Origin of the sequence: Nostoc sp. FACHB-133 (assembly GCF_014698055.1) — a bacterium.
In the GTDB taxonomy this organism is placed as follows: domain Bacteria; phylum Cyanobacteriota; class Cyanobacteriia; order Cyanobacteriales; family Nostocaceae; genus Nostoc.
This window is the reverse complement of sequence record NZ_JACJSH010000027.1, coordinates 77943-95875: the sequence shown is the minus strand read 5'-3', so window position 1 is coordinate 95875 and position 17933 is coordinate 77943. Positions and strand designations below refer to the sequence as shown.

14 protein-coding genes are annotated in these 17933 nt (G+C 41.9%); 3 read left to right on the top strand and 11 right to left on the bottom strand.

The window, feature by feature from the left end; translation table 11 throughout:
• Nucleotides 1-390: 390 nt before the first annotated feature.
• From H6G86_RS21810 to H6G86_RS21795, 4 genes are all read right to left on the bottom strand, one after another.
• Nucleotides 391-1626, bottom strand: a complete 1236-nt coding sequence (locus H6G86_RS21810) for a DUF445 domain-containing protein (protein WP_114080526.1) — start codon at nucleotides 1624-1626, stop codon at nucleotides 391-393.
• A gap of 267 nt (nucleotides 1627-1893) precedes the next feature.
• Nucleotides 1894-2607 carry a bifunctional demethylmenaquinone methyltransferase/2-methoxy-6-polyprenyl-1,4-benzoquinol methylase UbiE gene (gene ubiE, locus H6G86_RS21805; RefSeq protein WP_190936054.1) on the bottom strand — a complete coding sequence of 238 codons (714 nt, stop codon included), beginning with the start codon at nucleotides 2605-2607 and terminating at the stop codon, nucleotides 1894-1896.
• Between the two features lie 111 nt (nucleotides 2608-2718).
• Nucleotides 2719-3675, bottom strand: a complete 957-nt coding sequence (locus tag H6G86_RS21800) for a response regulator (RefSeq protein ID WP_190936053.1) — start codon at nucleotides 3673-3675, stop codon at nucleotides 2719-2721.
• A 160-nt stretch (nucleotides 3676-3835) separates the two neighbouring features.
• Complete coding sequence (locus H6G86_RS21795) at nucleotides 3836-4000, bottom strand: hypothetical protein (protein ID WP_190936052.1); 165 nt, start codon at nucleotides 3998-4000, stop codon at nucleotides 3836-3838.
• Between the two features lie 300 nt (nucleotides 4001-4300).
• On the opposite strand from H6G86_RS21795, the gene H6G86_RS21790 reads away from it, so the two are divergent.
• Nucleotides 4301-5389, top strand: coding sequence for a RuBisCO accumulation factor 1 (locus H6G86_RS21790; RefSeq protein ID WP_190936051.1), 1089 nt, complete (start codon nucleotides 4301-4303; stop codon nucleotides 5387-5389).
• A 62-nt stretch (nucleotides 5390-5451) separates the two neighbouring features.
• Here H6G86_RS21790 and H6G86_RS21785 read toward each other — a convergent pair whose 3' ends face one another.
• Nucleotides 5452-6681, bottom strand: a complete 1230-nt coding sequence (locus H6G86_RS21785) for an AAA family ATPase (protein WP_190936050.1) — start codon at nucleotides 6679-6681, stop codon at nucleotides 5452-5454.
• Between the two features lie 119 nt (nucleotides 6682-6800).
• Between H6G86_RS21785 and H6G86_RS21780 the strand changes: the two genes are divergently transcribed.
• A complete protein-coding gene (locus H6G86_RS21780) occupies nucleotides 6801-9218 on the top strand; it encodes an ATP-dependent helicase (RefSeq protein ID WP_190936049.1) in 2418 nt (805 codons plus the stop codon).
• 530 nt (nucleotides 9219-9748) lie between these two features.
• Here H6G86_RS21780 and H6G86_RS21775 read toward each other — a convergent pair.
• A complete protein-coding gene (locus tag H6G86_RS21775; protein ID WP_199338384.1) occupies nucleotides 9749-10492 on the bottom strand; it encodes a DUF1345 domain-containing protein in 744 nt (247 codons plus the stop codon).
• A gap of 344 nt (nucleotides 10493-10836) precedes the next feature.
• Nucleotides 10837-11226, bottom strand: coding sequence for a DUF1499 domain-containing protein (locus tag H6G86_RS21770; protein ID WP_190936048.1), 390 nt, complete (start codon nucleotides 11224-11226; stop codon nucleotides 10837-10839).
• A gap of 164 nt (nucleotides 11227-11390) precedes the next feature.
• Here H6G86_RS21770 and H6G86_RS21765 point away from each other — a divergent pair, with 164 nt between their 5' ends.
• Nucleotides 11391-12539: an alanine--glyoxylate aminotransferase family protein gene (locus H6G86_RS21765; RefSeq protein ID WP_190936047.1), complete on the top strand. Its 1149-nt coding sequence runs from the start codon at nucleotides 11391-11393 to the stop codon at nucleotides 12537-12539.
• Nucleotides 12540-12600: 61 nt separating this feature from the next.
• Here H6G86_RS21765 and H6G86_RS21760 read toward each other — a convergent pair whose 3' ends face one another.
• The 4 genes from H6G86_RS21760 to H6G86_RS21745 all read right to left on the bottom strand — a co-directional run bounded on the left by H6G86_RS21760 (nucleotide 12601) and on the right by H6G86_RS21745 (nucleotide 17640).
• Nucleotides 12601-13005: a response regulator gene (locus H6G86_RS21760; RefSeq protein WP_185584144.1), complete on the bottom strand. Its 405-nt coding sequence runs from the start codon at nucleotides 13003-13005 to the stop codon at nucleotides 12601-12603.
• A gap of 148 nt (nucleotides 13006-13153) precedes the next feature.
• Entirely contained in the window at nucleotides 13154-14572 is a 1419-nt protein-coding gene (locus H6G86_RS21755; RefSeq protein WP_190936046.1) for a DUF3370 domain-containing protein, read from the bottom strand.
• Nucleotides 14573-15352: 780 nt separating this feature from the next.
• Complete coding sequence (locus H6G86_RS21750; protein WP_190936045.1) at nucleotides 15353-16756, bottom strand: hypothetical protein; 1404 nt, start codon at nucleotides 16754-16756, stop codon at nucleotides 15353-15355.
• Between the two features lie 581 nt (nucleotides 16757-17337).
• Entirely contained in the window at nucleotides 17338-17640 is a 303-nt protein-coding gene (locus tag H6G86_RS21745) for a hypothetical protein (RefSeq protein ID WP_242064912.1), read from the bottom strand.
• Nucleotides 17641-17933: the final 293 nt, after the last annotated feature.

Sequence of the window (17933 nt, the reverse complement as noted above, 5' to 3'; positions counted from 1 at the left end):
TTATGCACTGTGCCAACTAAGGATGGGGGAACCGTGAATTTTCAATCCGTAATAAGTTTATTGCATCACTTCTGGGGTGAGCGCGGTTGTCTTATCGCCCAGCCCTACGATATTGGACTATCTAATGTTGTAGTAATGCAGATGGTGCATCTAAATACATATAGATAGTTGCTGGAGTATTAGGATTACTGTTTTATTTTTGAAAAAGCTCTATACACAATGATCGCATCGCTCTGTACTTACCTTGTTGCCAGAGTTGTACAGCAAAAATTTATACAGTTATACACAATTTGCTCGGGTATTGATAACTCATATCTCTTGCCAAGAGCCGATCGCTCAATTTCACTCATTTCAGAATTTGGACAACTTGCAGCTATGATCTGACAAAAATTAATATTGACTTAATACTAAAAATACTGTCTGCAATAAGCCGATAACAAAACCTAAAACACCACCTAAAGTCACAATGGCTTGCAATTCATTTTTGACAATTCCCTCGATAGCAGCTTCTAGATCAGCAGGTGAAGTTGATTTCACCCGGTCAACTATCACTTGATCTATCGATAAAATCGGAATCGCCTGTGCCACAATTATTTCTAAATCTTTTTCCAAATACTTGTCTAAAATTAGAGCCAACTCTTGACTCATCACCTCTAAAGAAGTACTGACAACTGGTGAAGTGCTAAGACGATTCAGTAGTACTACAGCAATATTTTCCCAATCAACAGAATCAGTTAATCCTTGTAAAAAATCGCTGCCACTGTTTTGCAGGTAATGGCGGACACTTTCGCGGGTGGTCTTTCGCAGTTGGCGCACCGTACCCATCGGCAAGTTTTGTAGTGATAAATTTTGCAGGAATTTCCTGATGCGATCGCGTATTTGCAAATCTTGAGTCAATTCCTGCAAACGATTGTTGGTAGCTTCTTTCTCATCTAAGCAAAAAGTTCGTAGCCGTGTAAGAGTGTTACGTAAGCCAAACAAATTTGCTACAACCCAATAAGTACCACTAGTTTTTTCACGGAACCCTTCATCAATAATTTGAATCGTGCGATCTGTCAAAAAATCAACTATCGCTTGGCGCAGCATATCCGGTGGTAAAACTACTTCTAACAACCAATCAGCAAGCCTTGTCGCTTGTTCTTCACTCAATTGAAATTCCAGCAATATCTGGTCAAAAATTTGATTGATTTGCGCTTCCAAAAAGTCTTCACGTCGCGCTAAAACCTTGAGTAACCGAGGTAAGGATTCCCCTAGCAAATCCCGCAAAATTCCCGCGACAATTTTGGCACTTTTCTCGTTTTTTTCTGTGTTGATTTGTTCAATCGCCAACCGCAATAACCAAAGAATTGCTGCTTGCACACGTTCTGTTTGCAACAAACGCCGCGCCAAATTTTGTAATTCTTGTGGTGTCAACAGTGACCCCATAATGGTCTTGGAAATGTTCAGAGCTAGACGTTCCTGGTTGCGGGGAATCAAGCCAGGCGTGAAGGGTACTCTTCGTCCAGCGATGTAAATTGCTTTGTAAGGACGGAACAACATTTTGATGGCTATATCATTTGTGAAATAGCCAATAATTCCACCCAGTACCGGGGGAGACACATAAAGCCAAAGATGAGACCAGTCCACAGGATTTTGGATTTTGGATTTTGGATTTTGAATTCTAGATTAGAAATTAGGGATTGGGGATTGGTAATTGGGTGTTATTAGTTATGAGTTGTTTTTCTACTAACTACTAACGATTTTCCATTAGCCATTACCTATTCCGCAGTCCCCAATCTAAAAGACGTTCGCAGATCCGCTCTAAGCGAATCTATGCCATTGGCAGAGCCTCTCGTGTTAGCGTCTCTGAAAGAGAAGAGAAGGCTTTACGCCACGCTATCCCAAATCTAAAATCTAAAATTTGCTGACTACCAGCACTCCCATCATACCGTTCGCAATGGGGTAGTGTGTGGCAACAGCAAAACCAACTTGACGCGCTAACTCTATTTGCTCTTTGCCTATGGGAAAGCGGTCTAAGCTGGGACTGATGTAAGCATATTCTTCTTTTAACCCTAAATAATTGGCAACTGGCACCACGAAACTATCCAGATACACCTGCTGAAAGGCACGTAACTGAGGATTGCTCGGTCGATGAAAGTCCAAAATTGCAGCTTTAGCACCCGGTTTCAAAACACGGTATAACTCTTGGAGACTGCGAGGAATATCTTTAACATTCCTTAAACCATAGCCCATTGTTGCGGCATCAAATTGGTTGTCATCAAAGGGTAAATTTAGTACATCTGCTTCTACCCAGGCGATGCCTACGGCGGGCAAAGCCAACGCCGGTTGAGGGTACTGCTTTTGGGAACGTTCTTTAGCTGTTTCTAGTAGGTTGCAGGAAAAGTCTACTCCATATACATATCCTGTCGCTCCCACGCGCCTTGCCAAACGTAAAGCTAGATCGCCACTACCGCAGCACAAATCTAATGCAGTATCACCTGATTTAGCCGCACTCCATTTAACTGCCATTTCCTTCCAAATTCGATGCTGTCCAAAACTCAACCAATCGTTTAATTGGTCATAAACTGGAGCAATACGGTTAAAAATGGATTGAACTTCGTTAGTCATTGGTCAATAATTCATTGGTCATTGGTCATTAGTCATTCGTCATTTGCCAAGGGTAAAAGACAAATGACATAGACGCGCTAGCGGCTTCCCGCAGGGTAGGACAAATGACAACTACACAATGGTTTGATGGTATCCACTGCTAGTCAGAGCGATCGCTACCAGTTGTGCTGATAAATTAATTAGCATTAATTCATCTTCCCGCAAAGTGCAAGGTTGTTTCCACTGTAGCGATAATACGCCCAAAAGTTCATTATGGTAGCTAATTGGGATAACTAAATGTGCTTGCACACCAGTATTTTGGTAGTGAGTAGCATCAATTAGTTTGGTGTCTTTAGGTATATTTAAAGAAACTTGCATTTGCCCAGTGGCGATCGCTTGCGTTGTTAGTGGGTCAAGAGATAGCCAATTCTCTATTTTACCTGTATCGCTGTAAGTTCCTTGAGTTGCAATTAGAGTATTTCCATGTGTAAGTTGTAAAATACAGCCTTCTGTCCCAAAAGTCTCACTCACAGCCTTAGCGATTGGAGCGAGAGTTTCCTCTAAACTAGAAGCTGCTTGAGTTACCTGTACTAAAACACTCAGCAGCGCCATTTGAGCATGAGCGCGGCGTAATTCTTCTGTACGTTGCTTGAGCAAGTCGTAGGTTTCTGCTGCTCTTTGCACCACTGCCTTGAGTTCTCCTGGGTCCCAAGGCTTGGTGATATATTTGTAGACTTGTCCAGCATTAATCGCCTCTACCAAGTCTTCAATATCAGTAAATCCGGTGAGAATTATCCTCACCGTATCGGGAAACTGAGGTACAGTTTTGCTCAGAAATTCAGTTCCTTTCATTTCTGGCATCCGTTGATCGGAGATAATCACAGCTACCTCCCCTTCTGCGGCCAAAACTTGTAGAGCGTTCACTCCACTATCAGCTTTCAGAACATTAAAGTCGCGTCGAAAGGTGCGATAAAGAAGATCGAGATTATCTGGCTCATCGTCAACTACCAAGATTTTCAGCTTTTTTGGCCGTTCGAGAGTCATTACTTGATATTGGACTTTATCAATTTCGACACTGGGATTATCCATAAGATATTTCCTTTAAATATTCACTATCTTGTTATATTCCATACCAAGCTTAGTTGAGAATAGCTAAAAGTTGCCAAGGGTTTATACGGAGCTGTTTTGCATATTTTAAAACTATAAGAGTGAGTTATACAGAGAAAATTTATCTGCCAAAATATCTGAATTAGGTAAAGACTGCACCAAAAGAACCAACTAAATCAGCGTAACTATGGCGATTTTTATCATAGTAGGGCTTACGTAAAACTACACGCGGTAAGGGCAATAGCCGCAGGGGTAGGCTACCGCCAGTTTCTTGATGCCGGGAAACCCTTTCACCGCAGTGGCTCACGCTTTTTGTCTACATGAATTTTGTCTACATGAATTGCTCTAAGAAGAAAATTAGGCTTCAACTAAAGTTTTGTATAGATTAAGGTAGGTTTACAAATCTCCTTTGGATACAACGTGCAGTAAAGGCACACAGATGTGCATAGTGTTACTTGTAGAATGGCTGGAATTAGAGTGGTTGAAATTCCAACCTCCTACCTCTTTTTGAACTCAAGACAGTAGGTCTGGGTAATTCTATAGATTAGAATAAGACTTGCTCATGAGGTGTTAATCATCCTCTCAAGTTGAAGCTCGCATCCCGATTATGACTGATCTACCACCCAACGCTCAGAATCCCGAAGAAAATGCTACCAACGATGTAGCACAAGAGTTACTACGAAGACTGAGGCAAAAACAAGGCAACTGGGTGGAATGGGGAACGGCGATCGCCTCGTTGCTAAAAACCGGTTATAACCCCCAAGAAATTTTTGAGGCGACTGGATTTGAGCCAATTCAACAAAATCAGGTAGTTGTTGGTTCTCAAGTTTACAATTCTTTGGAAAACTCTGGAGTATCGGAAGAAACGCGATCGCACTATGCCACACGCGGCAGTGATGTTTTATACGAACTCCGTTTACTCACCCAAGAAGAACGCGCCGCAGCCGCCGAACTGATCTTCTTCCACAATGTTGATGCTGATGAGGCACGGGATATAGCAAAAGCACTTAAAGAGTTCTCTTATTACCGCACTTTACCAGAAGGGTTTTCTGCCCATCCTGGAGATGCTGTTGCTCATCAAGTTTGGAAACTGGCACGCCAAAATGCAGATTTACAACAGCGTTCGCGCCTAATTGCCAAAGGTTTACGTTTTGCTCACACGCCAGCAGCAAGGCAAAAAATCGAACAGCTACTGACTGATTTTACTACCGTTCCCCAGCGTCCAGCGCCAATCTTACCCTTTTACCGCCTGGAATTTGAAGAACAATTACCCCGAATTTTACCCGTAGTGGGTGAGTTGCCATTATCACGGCAAGATTTGCAAGCTGTGCCGATATTGACAGAAATTGAACCATTTCGTCTGGTTAAGTTTTCTGGAGAGCAAGCTTGGGTTCCATTACCAGGTTGGCAAGTGCTATTGGCGGCAGAAGATCCAGTAGTGATTTTAGCGAATAGCGATCGCTTTCCCATCCAAACCCAAAGCCAAGTCGGGCCCGTTGTAGTTGTGATAGATCGTGCCAAACGAGAATGGGATGCCTCTAGCTATTTTGTTGTTGAAAATGGTGGTGAATTAGATTTTCAGTGGTTTGAAACTGAGCCAGAAATTCCTTTACTAGGACAAATTATTATCATTGTGCGTCCTAAGAAAATTCTGGATGAAGAATTAACTAAGGATTCCTGGCAGATTGATGAATAATTGAATAAAAATTCAGAATTCAGGAGTCAGAATTCTGAATTCTGTTTCGATAAAATTTCACGTTAATTTTCTAGATCTTTGTTGCTAACAGTTGTGCTGCTCATTTGTTCTCGCAAAATTTCAACTTGAGAAATCATGATTTTCTCTAGTCCCCCAGTTTCCATTGCTCCTATCCAACGAATCATTGATGAGAGAAATAATTCTTTGAGGTAGGCAAAAGAAAAGCCTTCTGTCAATGCAGCCATCTGGCTTACAGCCTGCTCAGATAATCCCATTTCACTGTTTAATTTATCATTCCACAATCTGATGTAGGTTTCTCGTTCGGGAAACGCTGGCAGATCAAAATGATATTTACGATCAAAGCGGCTGGGGCGATCGCTAATTGCTGAATCTAAACGTTCTGGATGATTAGTGGTTGCAATAGTCACAATTCCTTGATTAGAGGCAAAGCCATCAAGTTCATTTAAAAAGAAAGAGCGGTTTTCATCATTTAATAGAGAATCAATATCTTCTAATACCAAAACACACGGGGCAGACTGCCGTGCTTGTTTGAATACTTTACGGATATTGTCGCTATCAGTAGCATATTCAGACTTAAAGCTTTTAACGTATAAGCAAGGCTGCTGCATTTGGTTAATCAACGCTTTAACCGTATGCGTTTTTCCATTTCCTGGTGAGCCAATAAATAAAATACCACGTTTCCAAGGAACGCTATAATTTGCGTAAGTTTCGCGGGAGGCAAAGAAATTTATTAGATCATCTTGAATATCTTGTTTAAGAGTTTTATGCAAAACTAGATTCTCAAAAGTTGAGCTTTGAATAGATTGAAAGAGTTCGGGGTTTTTATCCCAGTAACCATCTTCAAAAACTAACAATTCATCACGAATTTCTGAGTTCCAATCACAAACTGCGGCGAAAAACTTTTCAGCTACTTCTGTGCTATCTGCCAAAATCCAAGAATAGCGAGTTTTACAATAACCTTCATTCCAACTCATGAAGACGACATCAATTTTATTTCCCTGCCATGAAACTTGAAATCTGGCATTTTCAGTATATTTGTAAATATCGTTTTCCATGCCATTCCAACCAGTGAGCGTCTGGTTATGGATATGATTGTCATATTTAATTTTGCAGAGATTTGCCTCAGCGTACTTTTCTAAATTGAAGGAACTATCATTACTTTCCAGCAATGCTTTTTTAGGATAAATACCTGCTAGCTCCTGACTAACATGATAAGAGATAGCATTATTAGATAAGCTAAGAGCTTGTGTAATTAGTTTTTGAATTTTCATATTTATTTTTCTGGTTACTTAGAGCTTAGAAAGATATCAAATTAAGTTAATCTAACATTAAGATGGCTGAATTGCGAATTCTTACTTAAAGAATTATTCTTCTAAATATGAAGTTTGATATGTCAGACTCTAAATTTACTACTCCTGTAGCTCAAGAATCACTCCATTCAGAATTGTCTGAGCGATCGCCTGTTCCTAATCTGGGGGAGAAGATTCTCGCAATTCGCAACAGTCTACGCCCTGGACAACAACAAATGGCTGATTGGGGATCTGGCCCTTTGGCTATTTCTGCCGTTCCTGGCGCAGGCAAATCTACTGGGATGGCGGCGGCGGCGGCGATTGCGATCGCGCGTCAATATGAACGTTATGCCCAATCGCGGCCATCCTCGCGTCGTCATTTGGTAGTCGTCACCTTTACTCGCTCTGCTGCTGCCAATATTAAAGCGAAGATTCGCAAATTCTTGCGAGATGATTTATCTTTACCCCAGACGGGATTTTTTGTCTATACTCTACATGGTTTAGCGTTAAATATTGCTAGTCGCCATTCGGATTTATCTGGTTTGCAGTTAGAAAATGTCACATTAATTACACCAACTCAAAGTCATCGCTTTATCCGAAGTGCTGTAGAACAATGGATTGTAAATAATCCCGGAATATATTTGCGGTTATTAGAAGGTCATCAATTTGACGGAGAAGAGACAGAAAGGTTGCGTCGTCAATCGGTGCTACGAACAGAAGTCTTACCGGAATTGGCGAATACGGTAATTCATGAAGCAAAAAGTTCGGGGATATCACCAGAAAAACTGCGGGAGTGGAGTAAACAAACCACAGACGAATATACAATTTTGAGCGTAGCGGCGGGGTTGTATGAGCAATATCAAAACTTAATGCGATCACGTGACTTCATTGATTACGACGATATGATTTTAGCCGCACTGCGCGTTTTAGAAAACGACAGCGCCCGCCGCATTGAGCAAAACCAAGTTTTCGCCGTCTTTGAAGATGAAGCCCAAGATTCTAGCCCTTTACAGACGCAACTGCTAGAAATTTTGGCGAGTGATGGGCACAAAGGTGATAAATCCTCAATCTTGACTCCTCACACCTCACTCAATCTAGTCCGAGTCGGCGATCCCAACCAGGCGATTAACTCCACATTTACCCCAGCCGATCCAATTTATTTTCGACAATTTTGCGAAGAGTGCGATCGCATCGAACGATTGGCAACGATGGATCAAGCTGGTCGCAGTACTAGAATTATCATTGAAGCTGCTAACTTTGCCCTCAAATGGATCAATAATCAATCCTTAGCAAAAACGAATAACGGACAACAGATTCCTGACAACCGACAAGTACCATTTCGCTTGCAGACAATTCGCCCTGTTGAAACAGGCGATCCACAAAAGAACGCTAACCCAGCACCCATAGGACGGGGATTAGAACTTTATACACCGCGTGACATTCATCACACCGTTGAATTGTTATCCCAAAGAGTAATCGAGTTATTTGGCGAAGACCCAACACAAAATAGTGCAGCGATTTTAGTGCGAGAAAATCGCCAGGGACGATGGTTAGCAGAAGCTTTAGCACCTGTGTGTAAAGAGCATAATATTACACTTTACGATGTGGGAGAACGCGATCGCCGTTCCCATGTTCCCCAAGAGATTTTAGCATTGCTGCAATTTTGCGATCGCCCACACTCTCCCGATTACCTCAAAGCTGCACTAGAAGCATTAGTACAGCGCCAGTTAATTCCTACTCAAGACCTCAACGCCCTTGCTAGTCTACCAGAAGAATTTTTGTATCCAGGCCCTCTAGCAGCACCCCAGATAGAAACAGTCCAAAAGGCTGCACGCTTATGCCGCAATTTACTTCGCGCCCGCTTGGAATTGCCCCTGTACCAGCTAATTTCCTTTCTCGCCTTAACCTTAAATTACGACCAGGCAGAATTAGCAACTGCTGACAAACTTGCAGAACGGGTAAACCAGCAGATAGCTGGCAATAGTTCAATGGGGGGAATGCTGTCAGCTTTAAGTGAAATCGTCAGTTCCGAACGGTTTGAACCAGTGGAAACGGAAGATTCGGAAGAACGTTATACTCGGCGCGGTCAACTGACCATTATTACTATGCACAAAGCCAAAGGGCTAGATTGGGACTATGTATTTCTTCCCTTCCTCCACGAAAACTTGATTCCTGGTAGATTTTGGGTTCCTCCCCAAAGCCAGTTCTTAGGGGATTTTACCTTATCAGAAGTCGCCCGCGCCCAAATTCGGGCTGCTCTCCACGGGGAATCTACCATTCCAGATGTTACGCAAGCATGGGAACAAGCAAAGCACTTGAAAATATCTGAGGAGTACCGTTTACTCTACGTTGCGATGACACGGGCCAAGCGTCTGGTATGGATGTCAGCAGCGCAGAAAGCCCCCTTTACTTGGAGTAAACCAGAGAATTTACAAGAACAAGCGCCTTGCCCAGTATTTCCAGCATTAAAGCGCCAATTTCCTGAATCTGTGGTGAATTTAGCGGTAATGGCTAAATAAGGGCGATCAAAATTTTTAAGAAATTGAATGGTATTTAAAGTGATTAGCGATCGCACCATCCCAGAATATCTGTATAAAATAAATTATCTCTTGTGGAATTTGCCATTTCAAAATTGGTGTTATACATTGGTGTTCAGCTTTTAATCGGAAATATATTTATCAATGAAAACCCAACAAATCAGTTCCACAACACTAGAAAATAGACCCTGCAAAACGAAAAAACAGTCTTTTCCTAGGATGAATATTGGTAGTCCTAAAGTACCATTCCGCCAATGCAAGAAAACAGCAGAACAGCATGAATTACTTAGTGATTGGGAACACGCGAGTTAATTGATTAACATAGCCTTATGCCAAATTACAGTTATGATTTTGGCTTCTGTGCAACTCTCGGTATCCGATCGGGCATTCACTGAGAAACTATTGTAAATTAGGGGTACAACTTAATTTCATACTAAAAAAGTGGCAGCATAATTTCCTCTTTCTAGAAGAATAGGAGTAAATAATCATACTTTTATCTGAGTCAGGCAATTTTAAATCAACGATGCAATGATATTGATACTCATAGCTAAAATGGTGGTATTGAAAAAGAAGGATAATATGCTATGCAACAGAGTCAAGCGTCTCATATCGCTTGATTTCGTCTGCACATCTGAAACTTGACTTGTCATGCCAATTACAAATGAATAATATAAAAATTCCCAATAGTCTGGAGAGTCGTTATTAGGAAAATCTAAACCTGCGATAATTTCTTCACTATGATTACGATTAATATATTTGTAATAGCTGTGTGCATATTGCACTGCAAACATTGTATGCACTAATAGCCAGGAACCGACAATGGTCATAATTGCAAGTATGACATGTAGAATAAGCAGAATTGTTGACAACTCTTTTTTGTCAGTTAGCAAAAACCCAATGGCTAAAACACTTGCACAAGCCGCAGCTATCACTAGCATGAATATAGCCAAATGTCCTTCATATTCACTCTCCGCATAACGGCGAATTTTTTCTGGCGTAGCCTCGATCATTTTCCACCAAGTTACAGCTAAGAACAAATCAGCACCGAAGTTCCAAGCGCAGAGAATGCGAGTTGCTAAGTGCAGCCAACGGGGAAGTATTACTGAAATTAATACAGCGAGTGCGACAGCAATGATCAATCTGGGTCGAGGGTCAAAGTTTTTAAAGAAGTTAAGTTTCACAAATATGGCGATCGCAGATGTTATCCAGTTACATTTAATTTGTAATTTTAATCTCTCTGTAAGTCTCAATTGCATGAAATACAGACCTAACCCCAGCCCCTTCTCTACTAGCGTTGGGGAGTAAGATTCAAAACCTCTCTCCTAAAAGGCTACAGTGTAAACACAAGGAAGATCCAGAAAGCCCTCATGTAGAGACGCGATAAATCGCGTCTGAAAGACTGACACGTTAGAGAGACGCGATAAATCGCCGTCTCTACAGAGAATGTACTCCTCAATTATTCCTTGACAAACTACTATTCCCAACTTGTGTGTACACCGTAGCCTTTTAGAAGAGAGGTTAAAATGTATTGCTTCCATTCGAGAAGTACTATAACACTCAACTAATTACGAATTACGAATTACGAATTACGAATTACGAATTATTTCAACTTGGCTCTAATCGTCTCTATTCGTTGACGATTGACACCCAAATCGCTTTGACCTAAACGTGAAGCTGAACGCACTTGGATCACGTTAGCATTCCGGTCTAGATAAAACTCTACATCATCCACAAATCCTAATAAAGCACTTTTAAATTCTGCATATAAATAATCTTGGCTTTCGGTAATGATTTTGGTTCTTGGTAAGGACTGAATAATCTCTTTAAGATTAGCGATCGCTTCTTCTGGAGTAGATGTAAAAGTCAATGGTGCAATTTTGTGGGCTGCATCTGCACTCTGACTAGAAACACAGTTAGGAGAGTTAGGACAGGATGCTAATTTACCGTTGCTAACACCTAAATTATTCGGTCGTTTGCCAGCAAAAACCATAATTACGTCTCCAGGTAAGTAAATAACTATACTCTCACACATTTACTTGAACCACTGTAATGCTTTGCGGCAGTTGCATCTTCTGGCAAATGGCAGATTCCTTAAAACATCAGTGATGCGATCGCTCTATGATCCGGTAAGTATCGTCTAGGCGAAGACAGATTATGACGCAAACAATTTCAATCAACGACTCTGGGCGTTTGCAACTCACACCGCTAGAAATCCCATCCCGCCTACTGTTAGGGCCTGGGCCATCCAATGCCCATCCCACAGTTCTCCAAGCGATGAATAGCTCACCAGTAGGGCATCTTGACCCAGCTTTTCTCGCCCTCATGGATGAAATTCAATCGTTGCTGCGCTACGTATGGCAGACAGAAAACCCACTTACCATTGCAGTCAGTGGTACGGGAACAGCCGCAATGGAAGCAACGATCGCCAATGCTGTTGAACCTGGTGATATAGTTTTGATTGGTGTGGCTGGTTACTTTGGTAATCGCCTCGTAGATATGGCTGGACGTTATGGTGCTGATGTCCGAACCATTACTAAGCCTTGGGGACAAGTCTTTAACCTCGATGAACTCAAAACTGCCCTAGAAACTCATCGTCCGGCTATTTTAGCTTTAGTTCATGCCGAAACTTCCACCGGCGCACGGCAACCGTTAGAAGGAGTTGCTGATTTGTGCAATGAATTTGGCACTTTGCTGCTAGTGGATACTGTGACAAGTTTGGGTGGTGTCCCCTTATTTTTGGATGCTTGGGGAGTTGACTTAGCCTATAGTTGTAGCCAAAAAGGATTGGGTTGTCCGCCTGGTGCTTCGCCTTTTACGATGAGTGCGCGTGCAGTTGAGAAATTGCAACAGCGCCAAACTAAGGTTGCAAACTGGTATTTGGATATGTTGTTACTAAGTAAGTATTGGGGCGCTGAACGCACCTATCACCACACAGCACCCATTAATTTATATTATGCATTGCGGGAAGCATTACGTTTGCTTGCAGAAGAGGGGTTAGCAAACTCTTGGCAGAGGCATCAAAAAAACGTAGAGTATCTCTGGGAAGGGTTAGAGAATTTGGGACTGAGTATGCACGTTGAGCAGGAGTATAGACTACCAACGCTTACCACTGTCCGCATTCCAGCAGGAGTAGATGGGAAAGCGATCGCACGGCAGTTACTTAATGAACATAATATTGAAATTGGCGGTGGTCTTGGCGAACTAGCGGGTCTTGTTTGGCGCGTCGGATTGATGGGCTTTAATAGTCGAAAGGAAAGTGTTGACCAACTTTTAGCAGCACTGCGGCAGGTTTTACCTAAGTAGTTTTCGGTCGAAAATAGTGCGTTAACAGTAGCTTAACGCACTTGATCGGGCACTACAATCATTACCAATTACAAGAAGCAACCAAGTTAGCTACTATCTCAACTAGTTCGTCTGGATCAATTGGTTTAGATACATGAGTATCAAAGCCACCTTCCAAGGCACGGATACGAGCCTCAGCATCAGCATAAGCTGTTAAAGCAATAGCTGGGACTCGTCCACAATTGTTTGATTTGAGCGCACGGAATTTGCGGATGAAAGTATAGCCATCCTCTCCAGGCAACCCAATATCAGAAATTAAAACATCGGGCTGTAATTCGGATAATACCTTGTGTGCCGCATCCGCTGATATTACTGGTATAACTTTTGCTCCATCCATTTCCAACACAGTAGTGATGAAAAAGCGAGTATCATTATCATCTTCAATTACCAGAATATCTAAACCAGCAAGAGTTCCAGAAGGTTCCATAAATGAAATTTTATCGTAAATTAAGGGTGTAAATCCCCATTTTGAAAATGTCTTTATGGTCTTTCCCAGATGGTGTGAAAAGTCAGATACCTATCCCTAAAGTAATTAATCATTCGTAATTACAAATTACGAATTGTTAACTAACTCCTCACTTGTCTAAAGTTCTTACACTCAGGACTTGGGGTGGTGTCGAATCTGGCGGATAAATCACATCTACCAGTACTATCCGCTTAGTAGAAGGTGGAAGTACAAGCTGTACTAATGGTTCTAACACCTGACCAGTTCTGTGCCATAGATGTACGTAGCGAGTCTTTTGTTCACCCTGGTCATCGAAGTAACGCAGCCGCACCGTACCACGGAAGAAAGGAAAATCTAGGGATGGTTTCCTAAAACGTACACCACCTTGGGATAATTTATCTTCCTTCAAAGGCGTTTCCAAAGTAACAGTCACGGTTTGATTTTGGTTGGTATTGTTGCTTAAAGGTAAGGTGAGTTTATATTCCACCCCATAATTACCATGTGCTTCATAAGCCGTATCTGGATAACGTACCAGCATTTTGGCCGTTTGGATTTGTTGAGTACCCAATCGACCACTCCGCAAAGTGTCTAAAACATAAGAAATAGCTTTGCCGCGCTGGGGAATAGTCAGATTTGTGCTTTGAGGATTATCCAGCAACTTTGCTTGCCACTGAGAGCCTTGTGATACACCAGCTACACGCCCATAAATCAGTGCGCCACTGGTAGCATTTGGAGGAGTCGGGGTTTTATCTCGCGGCCCGGCGAAGTTCCCGTTATCTAGTAAAGCTTGCCATTCTGCAAGAGTCGGTGGGCGTTCTGTATTCTCAGAATTTTTCTTGGCAAACATTGCTAAACTTGCCGCATAAACTTGATCACTACTACGTAACCGCATAAAGCTAGAGCGACCATTCACAGGCTTTTCTAGATTTCGTACAGGAATAGGGTGATTTAGCAACATCCGGCTTTGCCCTGGCGGAATTATTAGCTTTGCAGGGAAATCAGCTTGTCGAACACCTCGGAGTACATCACCAACAGCGCGATCGCCTGGCCCAGAGTAAGCTTTACCATCGTTATTTTCTACGTATGTTGGCAAAGTAACAAATGGCGCATCTTGCATCAAATAACTCGCAGCTTGTAACACTTCTACTGTTACTGGTTTTTTACCAGGGTTATACACAATTACGCCCAGGTATAGCGTTTGTAAATCCTTGGGAGTGTGGGTGTAGTGATGGGCAAATAAGTCAAAGCGTCCCTTCAAGGGAAAATTTAGGTGCGCTGCTGCAACTTTTTTACCTTTTGTAGGAAAAGTAGAAAGTAAAATACCCTCAGTTTTGATCCATTCTGGGCTATTGCTGTTAAAAACGGGTATTGTATCCAATTTACCTGGTAGAGCCAGAACTGCTCCTGGTTGCACGATTTCTTGGGGTGCTGGCTGAGGTGAAGTTTGAGCGATCGCGGAATTCTTTTTATCTGCTGTGCATCCAAAGGTTTGAGTTATAGCAAGTCCTAATAGAAGTGTGAATACAGGTAGTGGTAATTTAGCCATCATAAATTTGCGCGTCAATCACGCTGTAGTGTCAGATATAACAAGTTATTATTACAAGTTCATAGAACCGAATTTCTGAAAATGCGTAAGTACAGCCCGCCGCAGGCATCGCTATATATACAGCAATACAGTTCAGTTAAGCATTTCTTTATTCTCTCGGTGCCGCGCCAGTTGCTTCTCCTGTCGGAGACACTGCGCGAACAAGTCGGGGAACCGCAAGGGCGCACTGGCTTCTCTGCGTCTCTGTGGTAGCCTGCGGCAAGCCGATGACGCTCCTTCTCTGCGAGATGCTACGCGAACGTCGCTACGCTTCGCTAATGCGTATACGTAAAAAAAAATTGACTAAAATCAAACTGTTGTATCTGGTATTCCTCACTAGCTCACTGCGAGAAAAAACCAACAAACAGTAGAGGCAAAAGTATTAGTAGGGACACAATTAATACGAGGGTTGCCGGCTCGATTTTAATCTGGTTCTTTTGTGGATCGCGCATTTGGCTTGCTCTCGAAAAATAAGTATATTAACTCAGCCTAAAGGATATTTATTCCTTTTTCCAAGCCCAATCAGGTTGAAAATGTAACTTTTTAGTAACTTTATCGCCCTATCAGTTTATTTCTTCCAAGGTAGTTTAGTTCCCATTTCAGTCAATGCAGAAAAAATGAGATAGAGGACGAGTAACCCAGCACCGGCTAAGAAAGCTAGTAAATCGTTATCCATAAATGCTGTTTGCTAAAACTTCGCTAATCATAGCGAAATCTACTAATCTTTAGCATTTTTCTACAGCCCTACAATCTTTGGTCTTGTGGATGCAAACTGTACCAGCCATACCAGTGACGAACTGCTAGCCAAACGGCTGAAAGCAAACCCGCTACGCTGAGGGTGAGGCCGCTAAATGGTACTAATAATCCAAAAATTGGTAATACTGCTCCAGCAATAGTGCAGATAATAGCAGCCAGGGAAGCACTGCGACTAGCTCCCAATCCCCATGTCAAAAACAGTAAGATGATAGAAATTAACGTCCAAGCCAACTGAGCATTGATGACACGAGCCAGATAGGTCAAAATCAATAGACAAGCAAAGAAAATACTACCAGCGATCGCAACATTTCTGAAACTCATTGGTAGTGATAAATATAACAACAATATCCACCACACAAATATTGCTGGTGCTAGCAATAAAAGACGCGGAATTACCCCGGTATGACGAATTGGTTCGGTGTTGGTAAACACTCCAAATGGATTTTTGACTGAAACATTCTCGTCAAATTTCCAAGTAAATTGCGTACTACGTCCGTCAGATTTGATATCGTCAGGTTCAATACCACTGGCAAAATTAGCCGGAGCAAAGTTAGCAATTGCTATGAGGCGAAAATTAGAAAGCAACTGTCCTGCGGCGCTATAAACCCAGCGAGGCCCGCCTCTAGCCTGATAGGTGACTCGAAAGGTAGTTTCTTCTCCTGGTTGCAGCCGGAAGGGAAAACCATAGTCTTCTGGATTGATTTGTTGCAATCTTGTCCCGTCACGCTCGATTTTGTAGCTAGAAAGAAGTGTGTAGCCGTTCGGTGGCGGTGCTTCAAAGAAAAAATTATTAATATCCTTGAGTTTGTTAACTACTTTATAATCGGCGGTATAATCTGCCCGATAAATTGAGCTACGCCCTGGAACATCTATGCTTTGGTCAAGCTTGACTTGAATTTGCGAACCAGCCAAGCTCAAGAAGCGGTTAATCTGTCGTGTCTCATTTACCTTGACTATTTTGTTGCCAACTTGAGTGTTATATGAGTATGGCTCTTGAATAGAGTAGCGGACTTGGGGGGCAAGTTGTTCGAGCTTTTCACCTGCAACACTTTCAGCCACTTGAGCTACCTTTGTCTGTTCCCAATAGTGGTAGCGATTGCTTAAAGTTGAACAGAGAAAAAATCCTGGTACTAAGAGAACTAATACTAGAGTTAAATGCTGTAATCCGCGCAACAGTTGAGAATAGCCAACAGCCCATTCGCCGATGAATATAAGCTGTTCCGGCTGGCTGCGACGGAGGGAAAAACTTATCAATGCGATAGCAACTCCTAAAGCTACGATCAAAAATACTAATAACAGTGAAGCTTTGAGCGCCTGGGTTCCAAATTGAACAAGCTCAATCGGATGCGTCAAATCGGGTAATCCGGGAATACCTTGAGCAGAAGATGACATTGGTTAATTTTTGCAGAATTTGGAGAACCAGACCGATAAATTTGCTTAAAAGTTTCTGAGTAATAGTTTTATTTAATACGCAGATATTTTCAAGAAATGCTGCTGAATTGCTCAACGGCAACTGAGAACTTACACCAAAAATCTCTCAAATTCTTATTTATCTGTGTTCTCTGTAGCTCTGCGTTAGCCTGTTGCAAGTCTTATTGAATCTACATATTTCTGTTAATCATCCCTAAGTCTGATTAATCTCAACATCAAAAACCCGGCCATCATGACCGGGTTTTTGAGTTGAAACATGGGGCTATATTGCCCAAAGGTTAGTTATAGAAGTTCAGTATAAAATCGATGCTCTGATTAGGGATACCGCTCGGTTGTTATCGATTTCGGAAAATTAGCTAAAAATTTTTGAGTAGTCTTCCTTTCTCTTCCAAGCAGCAACCGACTGGTAGCGCCAGAGTGTAGGATTGAGAAATATTGATTTTCCGGCTTTTGCTGATGAATAATGGATTTGGTAGCTGGCAAGAATGGTTAACGGTATTCACCTATCTAGGTTTTACAGTCTTTAATTATCTGGCGCGTGTTTACCGCCGAGAAGAATTAAAAAAACTACATATCATTTCACCAGGATCTTTTTGCTCAAAGGGTAAAACACCTCCACCTTGTTGAACCTTGACTCGTTCCCGGCAATTGTAAACCTGGGTGGGTCTTTTTACTCCATCTACACTAACGGTTGCTCTGTATTCCCAATAGTTTTTAGCACTTCGGTTGATGCTGAGAATGCAAATCTGGTGGTGTTGGCGTAGCCCGTTGTAGAAATCGTAATTGCGGCATACAGATGCAAAAGCTGGATGTGCTACGGATAAGTTTAGTATCAATAGCAACATAAATACTCCTACTTTTATCCTGTTCATAAAAAATCATTTAACATTAGGAACTCCGTAAAAATAAAATACCAGCTATGGGAGAGTCCTATAGACAATTTGTATTGAGCAGAAAAGTCTCAAACTTGATGGTGTTCATGTACCATACCCTAAGACCAATTAGTAATATCTTGCGGAAAGCTAGACTTTGTGCGTCTACGACGTAATTGAGAAAGCCAGATTACATCTAGCTGGGTTTCCAGCATTTGTGTCTGTAGTCTTATTTTGAAGAATTGATATAAAAATAATTTGCAAAA

What these genes read in the sequence shown, in the direction of transcription:
- ubiE (WP_190936054.1), bottom strand. Translation starts at nt 2,607, where the DNA reads ATGACTAACGAAGTTCAATCCATTTTTAACCGTATTGCTCCAGTTTAT.
- H6G86_RS21750 (WP_190936045.1), bottom strand. Translation starts at nt 16,756, where the DNA reads ATGTCATCTTCTGCTCAAGGTATTCCCGGATTACCCGATTTGACGCAT.
- H6G86_RS21745 (WP_242064912.1), bottom strand. Translation starts at nt 17,640, where the DNA reads ATGTTGCTATTGATACTAAACTTATCCGTAGCACATCCAGCTTTTGCA.
- H6G86_RS21770 (WP_190936048.1), bottom strand. Translation starts at nt 11,226, where the DNA reads ATGGTTTTTGCTGGCAAACGACCGAATAATTTAGGTGTTAGCAACGGT.
- H6G86_RS21790 (WP_190936051.1), top strand. Translation starts at nt 4,301, where the DNA reads ATGACTGATCTACCACCCAACGCTCAGAATCCCGAAGAAAATGCTACC.
- H6G86_RS21780 (WP_190936049.1), top strand. Translation starts at nt 6,801, where the DNA reads ATGTCAGACTCTAAATTTACTACTCCTGTAGCTCAAGAATCACTCCAT.
- H6G86_RS21760 (WP_185584144.1), bottom strand. Translation starts at nt 13,005, where the DNA reads ATGGAACCTTCTGGAACTCTTGCTGGTTTAGATATTCTGGTAATTGAA.
- H6G86_RS21765 (WP_190936047.1), top strand. Translation starts at nt 11,391, where the DNA reads ATGACGCAAACAATTTCAATCAACGACTCTGGGCGTTTGCAACTCACA.
- H6G86_RS21800 (WP_190936053.1), bottom strand. Translation starts at nt 3,675, where the DNA reads ATGGATAATCCCAGTGTCGAAATTGATAAAGTCCAATATCAAGTAATG.
- H6G86_RS21785 (WP_190936050.1), bottom strand. Translation starts at nt 6,681, where the DNA reads ATGAAAATTCAAAAACTAATTACACAAGCTCTTAGCTTATCTAATAAT.
- H6G86_RS21775 (WP_199338384.1), bottom strand. Translation starts at nt 10,492, where the DNA reads ATGCAATTGAGACTTACAGAGAGATTAAAATTACAAATTAAATGTAAC.
- H6G86_RS21755 (WP_190936046.1), bottom strand. Translation starts at nt 14,572, where the DNA reads ATGATGGCTAAATTACCACTACCTGTATTCACACTTCTATTAGGACTT.